The sequence below is a fragment of the Arthrobacter sp. S41 genome (assembly GCF_004320535.1).
Classification (GTDB): domain Bacteria; phylum Actinomycetota; class Actinomycetes; order Actinomycetales; family Micrococcaceae; genus Glutamicibacter.
The window spans coordinates 2,218,919-2,231,726 of record NZ_SIHY01000001.1; the positions used below are offsets into that span (position 1 = coordinate 2,218,919).

The window sequence follows — 12,808 nt, forward strand, 5'->3', positions numbered from 1 at the left end:
GCGCGGCCAGCTTAGGCTCGTCCCGCGCCCTCGTCAGCAACCACGGTGAAGATATTCGGTTGCACATAACCAGCCTGCTCAAAGGCGGTCAACACCGCTTGGCTGACCGACTGAACCTGGTCCCGCTTGACCAAGGCAATAGCGCTGCCACCAAAACCTCCACCGGTCATCCGTGCACCAATGGCGCCGGCACCCATGGCTGCTTCTACTGCAGTATCAAGCTCTTCGCTGGAGATTTCATAGTCATCTCGCATGGATATGTGGGACTGATACAGCAGCTGCCCTACAGCAGCCAGATCTGCCTCGTTTAAGACCTTCACCGTATCGAGCACCCGCTGGTTTTCGGTGACAATATGCTTTGCCCGGCGCCTGATGACTGGATCGTCAATGGCAACAAGGTCATCCACCCTAGCCACATCGCGAAGCGCGTCAACGCCCAAAACTTCACAGGCCTGTTCGCAGCCGCGCCGACGTGCCGCATAACCACCGTCAACATGCGAATGCTCCACGCGCGTATCCATGACCAAGATGACCGCGTCTTCCTGCGCCAATGGCAACGGTACATTTTGGGCATCCATGGAACGGCAATCCAAGAACAACGCGTGCTGCGCCTGTGACATCAACGAGGCACTTTGATCCATGATGCCTGTCGGTGCACCAACAAACTCATTTTCTGCCCGCTGGGTCAGCAGGGCCATCTGGGTATGTGAAAGCCCCAAGGCATAGAGATCGTTGAGGGCAACGATAGTTCCGACTTCCATCGCATGAGAAGAGGACAGGCCAGAACCCACAGGCACATCCGAGTCCACCAACAGTTCAAACCCGGACAGCTCAACGCCCTGGATCTGGTTCAGCGCCCACACCACGGCCGCCGGATAGGCCGCCCAGCCGGGCACAGCCCGAGGCACCAGCTCGTCGACGGTGATTGAGGTGACGGGAAGTGTTTCACCGCCCCCGTACGTGGATGCGAAGTCCAAACTCTGACTTTCCGGTTCCAGTTGGGACTTTCGGCGGATCGCCACCAGAGCGTTTTTGTCGATGGCGAAGGGCAGAACATAACCCATGTTGTAGTCGGTGTGCTCACCGATCAGGTTCACCCGTCCTGGTGCACGCCAGATACCTTCGGGGTGATGCCCAAAAGTCTTGGTGAACTTCTCACGCAGGGCGGCTACGCGTGCAGCGTGATCTTTGCTTCCGCTAATGCTCACAGGGTGACCTCACGCAATCTTGCGGCCGTCGTTTCGGCTGGAATGTCATTGATAAATGCGCCCATGGCCGCTTCTGAACCGGCCAGGAACTTCAATTTGTCCACGTCCCTGCGTGGGCTGGTCAGCTGCAAGTGCAACCGGGAGGCTGCGCGTTCCTTGGGAGCTAGCGGAGCCTGATGCCAAGCGGCGATATACGGAGTTGGGGTGTCATACAGGGCATCAAAACGACGTAAAAGATCGCGATACATGATCGCTAATTCGTCTTTTTCTTCCTCGTTTAGTGCCGCAAAATCCGGTACGTGACGGTGTGGAACTAAGTGCGCTTCCACCGGCCAGCGTGCAGCATAAGGAACAAACACAGAGAAATGTTTACCTTGCACCACCATGCGCGTGCCTTCGGCCTGCTCAAATTCCAGGATGTTACCCATTAGCGTTCGGCCGGTGGTTTCTAGGTGCTTGACGGCTTGATCTGCCATCTTGCGGGCCGTGGGAGTTAGGTACGGGTAGGCATAGATCTGACCGTGCGGGTGGTGCAGGGTCACGCCGATATCTTGCCCGCGGTTCTCAAAGGGGAACACCTGGGCAATGCCTTCCATCGCCGAAAGCTCTTTGGTGCGTTGCGCCCAAGCTTGAACCACCGTGCGTGCACGCTCGTCATTTAACGATGCGAAAGATCCTGCGTGATCAGGAGTGAAAACCACAACTTCACAGCGTCCGTAGGCCGGTTGCGGCACTTGTTCGGTCGGCACTTCTGGAATTTGGCCAAGCGCAGGGCCCAAGGAGGGGAAGCGGTTTTCAAAGACCACTACGTCAAAATCTTCGGCCGGGATTTCGCTCTGGCGTCCATCAACGCTCGGGCACAATGGGCACTGGTCTTTGGGTGGCAGGTAGGTGCGTGTCTGGCGGTGAGCCGCCACCGCGACCCAGTCGCCGGTCAACCGGTCATAGCGCAGTTCCCCGGGTTCACCACGCGGATCTAAGGCGCGGGCGTCATGCACCCATTCGGGCACGATGCCCGAGGCGTCGGCAAAGAAGATCGCTTGACGTCCGTCAGCTAGGTGATGAACTCGGTGGGTTGCTACATGTGCTGCGTTGCCCTGCGGCATGGAAATTTCTCCAGATAATTCTTGAATGTGGTGCTGTTGGTTATCGGGCGGCGCTTAGCCGGCCTGTACTGGACCGATCAGCCAACTAGCTTGGTGTGTGGCCGCTGGTTGAAGCCGGACGACGTTTTCACCGGAATTAAAGGCACCCGGTGGGCAAGTCATGGGTTCAATGGCAAGCCCGGTGCGATCCAGCTGGGGATCATCACGATCCGCGGTGTGCACCTGAACCCAGGGGCAGGTTTCATCCCAGATAATTTGCGAACCCACACCATGGGCGTCGGTGAGAATTGCCCGGGTCTGCTTCTGGCCATCAAATTCCAGCGACGTATAGGCATGGTCGATGAAGGTGGTGCCCAGTGTCTTAGGTGCACGGAAATCTAGTTCGGTGTCGGCCACGTTGACGACCTCTGTGGGCAGCAGGCGCTGGCCTTGGGTCAGCTGCACCTGTTGGGCCGGCAGGCTCAGCGTCCACTGGTTCACCCGTTCGCCGGGGGCCACCAGGTAAGCGTGCGAACCCCAACCGAAGGGGGCTGCGGCGTCGCCGAGGTTGGTGGCGGTAGCCGTGGTGCGCAGGCCTTCGGCTTCCAGTTGGTAGCTGATGACCAGCTCTATGTGGAAGGGGTAGCCTTCGCTCGGGGTGATGATTGTGCGCAGCTGTGCGCTCTGCTCACTGTGGTCGGTGAGGCTGAAGTTGGTGTCGGCCACCAGCCCGTGCAGGGCATGCCCGCGCTCGGGTTCGGTGATCGGTAGCTGGTATTCGGTCCCGTCCCAGCGGTAGCTTCCGTCGGTCACCCGGTTGGGCCACGGGGCGAGGATGGCGCCGGAAAATGCAGGGCGAGGTAACTGTGGGTCAAAGGCCCGGACCAGCGGCTGGCCTTGATATTCGAGGCTAACCAAGGTGGCGCCAACGGCGGCCAGTTGGGCACTAAAGCCGTGAGCCACCAGGTTCACCACCTGACCATTAAAGTCGGTCACTTGAGGTTCGTTCGTGCGGTGCATGATTCCTCTTTCTCTGCTGGTCAGGTTTCTCTACTAGTCCGGGACAACGTCGTGACACACGCTGGGCCCCTCCACACCGATGCGGAAGGGCCCAACGAGCACTTACTTGGTCTGCGTGGCTTAGCTACCTGCGCCAGCGCGACGCTTGTTGTAGATATCGAAGGCTACTGCCAGCAGCAGCACGATACCCTTGACGATCTGCTGGCTGGAAGCACCAACACCCATCAGCTGCATACCGTTGGACAGTACCGCCATGACCAGGCCACCGACGATGGCGCCGGTAACTCGGCCTACACCACCGGTGGTTGATGCTCCACCGATGAAGCAGGCGGCGATGGCGTCCAGCTCAAACATGTTGCCAGCACCAGGCTGTGCACCGTTGGAACGCGAGGAGAAGACCACGCCAGCCACACCGGCGAGCAGACCCATGTTGATGAAGATCCATAGGTTGATCTTCTTGACGTTCACACCCGAAAGCTTAGCTGCCGAAAGGTTGCCACCAATGGCGTAAACGTGACGACCAAAGACGGTTCGTGTGGTCAGTACGTTGTAGCCCAGGATCAGAATGGCCAAGATGATCAGCACAATCGGCATGCCACGGCTGGTAGCGATCTGCCAGAAGAACCAGAGGATGATGATGGCGGTGATCGCGTTTTTGCCCAAGAACATGGCCATGGACTCAACACTCTGGCCGTACTTCATCCGGCCCTGACGGTTGCGCCACTGCGAGTAGACCAGACCGGCCACGGCAATTACGCCGATCACCAAGGTGAAGGTATCAAAACCGTAGCCGCCGAGCAGTCCGTTCAGGAAGCCACCGGCGATCTGTCCGTACTCGCCTGGGAATGGCGAGAGCGAAACGTTGTTGAGCACTTCGTAGGTCAAGCCGCGGAAGAGCAACATGCCTGCCAGTGTCACGATGAAGGCCGGGATGCCCACATAGGCCACCCAGAATCCTTGCCACAGACCACAGATGGCGCCCACGGCGATGCCGGCAAGCATGCCAACCCACCAAGGCATGTCGTGCTTGATGATCAGTACCGCAGAGACCGCGCCGGTCAGTGCCACCAGTGAGCCCACCGAGAGGTCGATGTGCCCGGCGACAATCACGATGATCATGCCCAAGGCCAGGATCAGCACGTAGGAGTACTGCAGGACAATGTTGGTGATGTTGGTTGGGCTCAGTAGCAGCCCGTTGGTCAGAATGCTGAAGAGCACCACGATGAGCACGAAGGCAATGTAAATGCCCGAGGTGCGCAGGTTCTTGGTGAAGATATCCTTCAACTCGGTTGTGAGTGTCATCGGGTGCTTTCCTTCTCGATGGTCATGAGTTCCATGAGGCGTTCCTGAGTGGCTTCGGCTGCCGGTAGCTGCCCGGTCATTCGTCCGTAGGCCAGAGTGTAGATACGGTCGCAGATGCCCAGCAGTTCGGGCAATTCGGAGGAGATCACCAGAACTGCCTTACCGGCGGCAGCCAGCTCGTTGATGATGGTGTAAATCTCGTATTTGGCGCCAACGTCGATACCGCGGGTGGGTTCGTCGAGGATCAGTAGCTCTGGTGCGGTGTGCAACCACTTGCCCAGCACCACTTTCTGCTGGTTACCGCCCGAAAGGTTTCCGACCTTGGCCATTACGTTGGGGGTTTTGATCCGCATGGACTGGCGGTAATGCTCAGCGATCTGAATTTCCTTGTTGCCGTTCACAAAGCCGTTGGAGGAGATCTTTCCTAGACCGGCGGCGGTGGTGTTAACGCGGATATCTTCGATCAGGTTCAGCCCGAACTTCTTGCGGTCCTCAGAGACGTAGGCGATGCCCGCCTTGATGGCCTTGCCTACCGTAGAGGTGTCGACCGGCTTGCCGTCCATCAGCACACTGCCGCTGATATTGCGGCCGTAGCTGTGGCCAAAAACGCTCATCGCCAGCTCGGTTCGTCCGGCACCCATCAGTCCTGCGATGCCCACGATTTCGCCGGCACGCACGTTCAGTGAGGCGTGGTCTACCACGGTGCGCTCTTGCTGCACTGGGTGCTGTACCGACCAGTCACGGACTTCAAAGACCACTTCGCCGATATTCGGTTCGCGCTCTGGGTAGCGTGAGGACAGTTCGCGTCCCACCATGCCGCGGATAATGCGGTTCTGGTTAGATGCCGGGTCGGCCATGTCCAAGGCTTCAATGGACTGGCCATCACGGATGATCGTGGTGGTATTGGCAATGTCTTCGATTTCGCCCAGCTTGTGCGAAATGATGATCGAGGTGATGCCCTGATCGCGCAGTCCGCGCAAAAGGTTCAACAGGTGCTCGGAATCATCGTCGTTCAGTGCCGCCGTTGGCTCATCCAAGATCAGCAGCTTCACGTTTTTGCTTAGCGCCTTGGCGATTTCTACCAGCTGCTGCTTGCCAACGCCCAGCTGACCTACCTGGGTGATGGGCAGTTCATTCAGGCCAACCCGCTTGAGTAGATCGGCGGCTCGGTGATTGGTTTCGTTCCAGTCGATGAAGCCACCGCGGGAGGTTTCATTGCCGAGGAAAATATTCTCTGCCACCGACAGGTAAGGCACGAGCGCCAGTTCCTGGTGGATAATCACGATGCCCTTGGCTTCGGAATCCTTGATGCTCGCGGCTTTGAGCTCTTCGCCTTCAAAAATGATCTGGCCCTCGTAGCTACCGTGCGGGTAAACCCCGGACAGTACCTTCATGAGGGTGGATTTGCCGGCGCCGTTTTCGCCGCAGATGGCGTGAATCTCGCCGGTGCGGACCGAGAGGTTGACGCCGTCTAGCGCCTTGACCCCGGGGAAAGTCTTGGTGATCTCCTGCATTTGCAGGATGGTGGTGTCCATAGTGCAGACGTCCTTGGTGTGTGCTGTGAGCACCCTGCCCGTTGCTGGCCGCAACACCTAGGGTGTTGCGGCCAGCGCGGGGCGTGGGAGACTACTTGCTGCGGCCGGCCTTAACTTCTTCTGCCGTGTAGTACTTGGAGTCAACGAGCAAGGACTTGATGTTGTCCTTAACCACGATGTCCGAATCCAGCAGGAAGGATGGAACGACCTTCTTGCCGTTGTCGTAGCTCTTGGTGTCGTTGGCCTGTGGTTCGTTGCCCGAACCGTAAGCCTTGACGGCCTCTACTGCCTGGGTAGCCAGCTTGCGGGTGTCCTTGAAGATGGTGGCGTACTGAACGCCGTCTTCAATGAGCTTTACCGAAGCGATTTCTGCGTCCTGGCCACTGATGATTGGCAGGCCGCCCTTGATGGACTTGCCGTAACCAGCGTTGGACAGTGCGGTGATGATACCGCGCGAGATGCCATCAAATGGTGAGAGCACACCGTCGATCTTGGTCTTGCCACCGGCGTAGTGAGCGGTGATCAAGTCCTCCATGCGCGACTGAGCCTCTTCCTGGCTCCAACGCAAGGTGGCTGCCTGCTGGATGTCGGTCTGACCGGACTTAACCACTAGGGTCTTGTCATCCAGGTATGGCTTGAGCGTATCCATTGCACCCTTCCAGAAGAAGTGTGCGTTGTTGTCATCAATGGAACCGGCGAAGAGCTCGATGTTCATCGGGCCCTTCTTGTCGGTCTTCTTGCCGTCCTTGTCCAACAGGCCTAGGCCGGTGAGCAGCGAGGTTGCCTGCTGTACACCCACCTTGTAGTTATCGAAGGTGACGTAGAAGTCAACGTTTTCGGTGCCGTTGATCAAACGGTCGTAGGAGATGATCGGGATATTCGCATCCGCTGCTGCCTGCAGCTGGGTGGAAAGTGCGGTGCCATCAATCGAGGCCACCACCAGAATGTCATCACCCTTGGTGATCATCTGGTCGATCTGCTGCTGCTGGGTAGGGATGTCATCGTTTGCGAACTGCAGGTCTACTTCGTAGCCCGCTGCTTCCAGCTGTGACTTGACGGCCTTGCCGTCAGCGATCCAGCGCTCGGAAGTTTCGGTTGGCATTGCTACGCCGACCTTCATGTCCTCAGGTGCTTTGGTTTCTTCGCCGCCACCTGCTCCTGCGCCTCCACCTGCACCGCTACCGCCGCAAGCTGCCAGCGAACCGATCAGTGCGAGGGAACCAATGGTCGCCGCAGCTTTGCGGGTCCAGTTATTCCATGCCATCTTTTCCTCCTTGAAAATGTGCCACACTCTGCGAGTGAGACGGGGCTCACACCATGTTAGCGCTAACATAGCGGGTTAGGCCAGCCCTAATTGAAGATAAATTAAGAATCCTTACTCATTGCGTTTTTCAGGCCCACAGAATGCGCCTGAAAGGCACAAAAAACCCTGAAAAATCAGCTAAGAACTAGAAACCCTGGGCCAGACGGTAGTAGCTCTGGTTCACTCGAATCTGCGCAGCGAAGTTTCGTCGTGTCGTTTCTTCGTCAATGACCAGCAGTTCAGTTCCTGCGATTTCCGCAAAAATTTCAAAAGCTTCGATGCCGGCAGCGGTGGACATCACCGTATGGTGCGCTCCACCGGCAGCCAACCACGACTCTGCCGACACGTTGAAGTTTGGTCGTGGGCTCCATACCGCACGGGCTACCGGCAGGTGCGGTAGATCAGCCGGTGGGGTCACTACATCCACCACGTTGGCGGTGAGGCGGAAACGCTCTCGCATATCTGCCATCGACACCACCACGGCCCCCTGAGTGGCATCTGCATTGAACACCATGCGGACCGGATCTTCGCGGCCACCAATGCCCAGCGGGTGGATTTCCACACGTGGCTTGCTGGTAGTCAGCGAGGGGCAAACCTCGAGCATGTGAGCACCGAGGATCAATTCCTTACCCTCGGTTAGATCGTAGGTGTAGTCCTCCATGAGCGAGGCACCACCGGGCAGGCCTTCGCCCATCACCTTGGCGGCACGGACCAGAACCGCGGTCTTCCAGTCGCCCTCGGCGCCAAAGCCGTAACCCTTGCCCATCAGTCGCTGTACTGCCAGACCGGGTAGCTGCTTCAGTCCACCGAGATCCTCAAAGTTGGTAGTGAACGCCATGGCATTGGCTTCGCCGAGGAATTTTTCCAATGCGATTTCCTGACGCGCTGCGTAGCGCAGCGACTCGTGACGATCCCCGCCGGCACGAAGTTCTTCAACGACGTCATACTCGCGTTCGTACTCGGCCACCAGTGCATCAATCTCGGAATCAGCCACAGCCTCAACGGCCTGAACCAGGTCGTTGACAGCCCAGGTGTTCACCGAAACACCAAAGCGAATTTCAGCCTCAGTCTTATCCCCCTCGGTGACCGCAACGTTGCGCATGTTATCGCCAAAGCGGACCAGATTCAGGTTCTGCATGGCATTAAAGCCTGCTGCACCGCGAACCCAGGTGCCCACGCGGCGGGCAACTGCAGGGTTGGATACGTGACCCACCACAGTGGTTCGTGCTGCACCCAACCGGGTAGCCAAGTAGGCGTATTCACGGTCGCCGTGCGCTGCCTGGTTCAGGTTCATGAAGTCAAAATCAATGGAATCCCAAGGCAGTTCAACATTGGCCTGGGTGTGCAGGTGCAACAATGGCTTCTGCAAAGCCTTAAGCCCATTGATCCACATCTTGGCCGGGCTGAAGGTGTGCATCCAGGTGATGACACCAAGCACCTGGTCATCCGAATTGGCCTCCAACATGGCACGACGGATCGATTCGGAATCTTTAAGAACCGGCTTCCAGATGATCTTTGCTGGAACCTCGCTGGAAGCATCCAACACGCGGGCCACCTCGGTGGACTGCTCGGCCACCTGGCGTAGGGTTTCCTCGCCGTAGAGGTCCTGACTTCCAGTGAAGAACCAGATTTCTTTGTTGTTATATGCCTTAGTCATGATGTCCTTACTGTCCGTAAACGTTCTGGTAGCGCTCATAGAGCGAGTCAATTTGTGCGGGATCGATGGGCTGCGGATCCCCAAGTTGTTGCGCGATATGCACGGTGCGAGCCACTTCTTCACACATCACTGCCGCCTTGACGGCAGCTCGGGCATCTTTGCCGATGGTGAAGGGTCCATGGCTGGCCATCAGTACCGCGGGGCTCCGTGATTCGCGCAGCGTGGAGACAATGCCTCGGCCGATGGAGTCATCCCCGATGATCGCAAACGGTCCGACGGGAATGGGCCCACCAAACTCGTCAGCCATCATGGTTAGCACGCAGGGAATCTCTTCTCCACGGGCCGCCCACGCGGTGGCATAGGTGGAGTGGGTGTGCACCACACCGCCGACTTCAGGCATGTGTTCGTAGGTGTAGGCGTGCGCTGCGGTGTCCGAGGACGGCGCGTGTTTACCCTCAAGAAGCTGACCGTCCAGGGTGCAGACCACCATAGATTCAGCGGTCAGGTCATCGTAGGCAACACCGGACGGCTTGATGACAAATAGGTCCTGGCTGCCGTCGCTCACTTCTGGATGGCGTACTCGTTGGGAGACGTTGCCCGCGGTCCACACCACCAGCTCATAACGCGGGAGTTCGGCGTGCAGATCTGCAACAACCTGACGTACCCGTTGCACTTCATCGCGCATGGATTGCGGGTAGCGTTCCAGGGAAAGTTGTTGATTCATTGATTACTCATTTCGTTCAAAAACTGAGGCAAAAGTTAGATGACGGTGATGGCGGTTCGTTGAATTTCTAGGCCGGCTTCATAGGTATTCAGATAGCTAGCGAAGCCAGCTTGATCCGCTTCTTGCGGTTCGGCCAGGGACAAACGCGCATCAGCAAAGACCTCGGAATCTAAGAATTCCGGCAGAGTTGAATCCACGCCGTCCAGCACTCGGCGGCGGTAAGCCGCGAGCACCGCAATGCCCCACGCTCCCCCGTGGCCTGCACTCTCGCCGACCAGTACCGGGGTGTTGATCGCGGCTGCCAATAGTCGTTGGGCCACACCTTGGGTGCGGAAGATGCCGCCGTGGGCAAACATCTGTTTGACCTCAACCCCTTCGGCGGCCAAGACACGCATGCCAAGGCTGAGGGTGGCAAACATGGAGTAGACCTGAACGCGCATGAGGTTGGCCAGATTCAGCGTTGAATCCGGTGTTCGCAGAATCGCTGGGCGACCTTCTGCCAAGTTCGCCACCGGTTCGCCGGATAGGTTGTTGTAGGCCAAAAGTCCGCCGCCATCTGCGGCTCCGTCGAGGGCTGAACCCAAGAGGGTTTCGAAGACCGTGTTCTCATCGGCCTTGTGTCCTAAGGCTTGGGCGAACTGTCCGAAAACTTGGGCCCAGGCAGCAAATTCGCTGGCCCCGTTGTTGCAGTGGACCATGGCCACTGAGCTTCCGTCCGGGGTGGCGACTACATCGATTTCGTGGTGCACTTCGGTCAATGGAGCATCAAGAACCACCATGGCAAAAATGGAGGTGCCGGCCGAGATGTTGCCGGTGCGCACTGCCACGGAATTGGTGGCGACCATGCCTGTTCCGGCATCCCCTTCCGGAGGGCACAATGCGGTTCCTGGCTTGAGCTGTCCGGTGGGATCAAGCAGTAATGCCCCGGCCTCGGTGAGTGATCCAGCATCGCCGCCAGCAGGCAAGACCTGAGGCAATAGACCAAGAAGTGAACCGGTAGCACCTTGCTGTTGCGCTAGGGCGTCGAAGCTGGCCAGCATGCTGGCGTCGTAGCTACCGGTAGCTGAGTCGATGGGGAACATTCCTGCTGCATCGCCCACGCCAAGCACAAATTTTCCGGTCAATTGCTCGTGAACGAACCCGGCCAGAGTGTTCAGGTGAGCTACCTGTGGGACATGTTCTTCGTGGTCAAGCAGTGCTTGGAAGTAGTGGGCTACGGACCAGCGCTGCGGGATGTTGAAGTTCAGTTCTTCGCTGAGCTTGGCGGCAGCCTCGGCGGTCGAGGTGTTGCGCCAGGTGCGGAAGTCGACAAGCAATTCACCTTCGGAATCAAAGGCTAGGTAGCCATGCATCATGGCAGATATTCCGATGGATCCAAGCTGCGTTGGGCGTACCCCGTGACGCGCTTGGGCATCGGTAAGCACCCGTGCCATGCAATCTTGAAGTCCGGCAATGATCGCTTCGCGGGAGTAGGTCCAGTTTTTGTTTTGGTACTGGTTTTCCCACGCGTGGCTGCCGCTGGCTAGCTGCTGGTGATCAGGACCAATCAGGCTGGCTTTGATATTCGTTGAACCGAACTCGATGCCCAGCACGGCCTGACCGTTGGTGATGATCTCTCGGGCCGTTGACCCGTTGAGCTGTGTTGCCATGAATTCTCCGTTCGCACAGCTCGTTGAGCAGCGCCATTGCCATCGTCCGCTGCTCGATGCGTGAAAAAACAGCGTCGAGCAGAACAGAACCTCGATGCAATGTTAGCGCTAACAATTTGTGATGCGCAACACCGATTTCAAAATACTGGCAACTAGAAGACGATTACTGAGACTTTGGAGGTGCCGTGCTTGCGCGAATGACCAGCGTTGGAGCGATCACCTTTGGGGTTTTATCGGCGGTGACACCTTCGAGCAATTCCGTGAGTGCTGCATGGCCGACATCCCTAAAAGGCTGACGAACAGTGGTCAGCGATGGGATAAGGAAATTAGAAATCTGCAGATCGTCAAAACCAATCACCGAAACGTCCGTTGGCACCTCCACTCCGGCTTCCCAGAAGGCGCGCAAGATGCCAGTGGCCAGATAATCATTGGCGGCAAACACGGCGGTCACTTCCCCAGCGCGCACCGAATCGACCAGCCTCTTGCCCGCCTCATAACCGCTCGGTGCCAACCAAGATTCGGCAGGCACTTCGATGACCGGAGCTTGAGCTTCCAGCATTTTTTCTTGCCAGCCGATTTGGCGTTCAGTGGCGTCAAACCAGCCGGTTGGTCCAGAAACATGGGCGATTTTGCGGTGACCTAAAGCCAAGAGATGGCCAGTAGCTATGCGCGCGCCTTCACGCTGGTCAACATAGACGTAATGGGCCGGATCTGATTCGGGCACCGTGGTGCGAGCTGCGACAACCACCACCGGAATTTTGAGCGCCGCATCGTCCAAGGCGTCAATCACCTTTTCGAACGGCGCAACCATCACCACGCCATCCACACCTTGGTCAACCAAGTGATTCAAAGCTTCGGTTGAGCTGTGGGCGTCGTAGCGATCCAGGGCGGTCACGGTCACGAAGTAGCCTTGCGCGCGGGCAGCAGCTTCGATGGCTAGGACGGTGGATTGCGGTCCGAAAAACTCACTACCGATGGTCAAAATACCAATGGTGCTGGAGTGCGATGTGGCAAGTGCGCGGGCAGCTCGATTGCGACGATATCCAAGTTGACGGATTGCTTCCATCACCTGATCACGCGTTCCGGCTCTGACGTTTGGGTGGTCGTTGAGCACGCGTGAGACAGTCTGGTGCGACACCCCTGCCAGGGCCGCCACATCCGCCATTGACGGGGGCCTGTTACTTGGGTGGCCTTCACCGGGCTGAGCAATGTTCACAACGGTCATTATTGCAAAGACCAGCGCTTTGACTACTGTCGAGCAGGGCAACCCTGACCTCTATAACCCGGCATAGAACTATATACCTCGTCAGGCATATGTATATTTA

General features: G+C 57.8%; 10 protein-coding genes. All 10 read right to left on the bottom strand.

All coding sequences use genetic code 11. The features are described from left to right. Window positions 1-11 precede the first annotated feature (11 nt). The 10 genes from galK to EYR88_RS10245 all read right to left on the bottom strand — a co-directional run bounded on the left by galK (window position 12) and on the right by EYR88_RS10245 (window position 12,708). On the bottom strand, window positions 12-1,208 hold the full coding sequence (gene galK, locus EYR88_RS10200) for a galactokinase (RefSeq protein WP_131089536.1): 1,197 nt from the start codon (window positions 1,206-1,208) through the stop codon (window positions 12-14). Then, the gene (gene galT / locus EYR88_RS10205) at window positions 1,205-2,314 is read right to left on the bottom strand and encodes a galactose-1-phosphate uridylyltransferase (RefSeq protein ID WP_131089537.1); all 1,110 of its coding nucleotides are present in this window, start codon (window positions 2,312-2,314) and stop codon (window positions 1,205-1,207) included. The genes galK and galT overlap by 4 nt, the downstream gene beginning before the upstream one ends. 54 nt (window positions 2,315-2,368) lie before the next feature. Beyond that, complete coding sequence (locus tag EYR88_RS10210) at window positions 2,369-3,313, bottom strand: aldose 1-epimerase family protein (RefSeq protein ID WP_131089538.1); 945 nt, start codon at window positions 3,311-3,313, stop codon at window positions 2,369-2,371. 120 nt (window positions 3,314-3,433) lie between these two features. Continuing rightward, a complete protein-coding gene (gene mmsB / locus EYR88_RS10215) occupies window positions 3,434-4,615 on the bottom strand; it encodes a multiple monosaccharide ABC transporter permease (protein WP_131089539.1) in 1,182 nt (393 codons plus the stop codon). Then, window positions 4,612-6,150 (bottom strand): multiple monosaccharide ABC transporter ATP-binding protein, encoded by a 1,539-nt coding sequence (mmsA, locus tag EYR88_RS10220; RefSeq protein WP_131089540.1) that lies wholly within the window; start codon window positions 6,148-6,150, stop codon window positions 4,612-4,614. Before mmsA ends, mmsB begins: the two co-directional genes overlap by 4 nt. 91 nt (window positions 6,151-6,241) lie before the next feature. Next, window positions 6,242-7,414 (bottom strand): multiple monosaccharide ABC transporter substrate-binding protein, encoded by a 1,173-nt coding sequence (chvE, locus tag EYR88_RS10225; protein WP_131089541.1) that lies wholly within the window; start codon window positions 7,412-7,414, stop codon window positions 6,242-6,244. Window positions 7,415-7,598: 184 nt separating this feature from the next. After that, window positions 7,599-9,110, bottom strand: a complete 1,512-nt coding sequence (gene araA / locus EYR88_RS10230) for an L-arabinose isomerase (RefSeq protein ID WP_131089542.1) — start codon at window positions 9,108-9,110, stop codon at window positions 7,599-7,601. A 7-nt stretch (window positions 9,111-9,117) separates the two neighbouring features. Then, window positions 9,118-9,834, bottom strand: coding sequence for an L-ribulose-5-phosphate 4-epimerase (locus EYR88_RS10235; RefSeq protein ID WP_131089543.1), 717 nt, complete (start codon window positions 9,832-9,834; stop codon window positions 9,118-9,120). A gap of 35 nt (window positions 9,835-9,869) precedes the next feature. Then, the gene (locus tag EYR88_RS10240) at window positions 9,870-11,483 is read right to left on the bottom strand and encodes an FGGY-family carbohydrate kinase (protein ID WP_131089544.1); all 1,614 of its coding nucleotides are present in this window, start codon (window positions 11,481-11,483) and stop codon (window positions 9,870-9,872) included. A gap of 163 nt (window positions 11,484-11,646) precedes the next feature. Further along, window positions 11,647-12,708: a substrate-binding domain-containing protein gene (locus EYR88_RS10245; protein ID WP_131089864.1), complete on the bottom strand. Its 1,062-nt coding sequence runs from the start codon at window positions 12,706-12,708 to the stop codon at window positions 11,647-11,649. Between the last annotated feature and the right edge of the window lie 100 nt (window positions 12,709-12,808).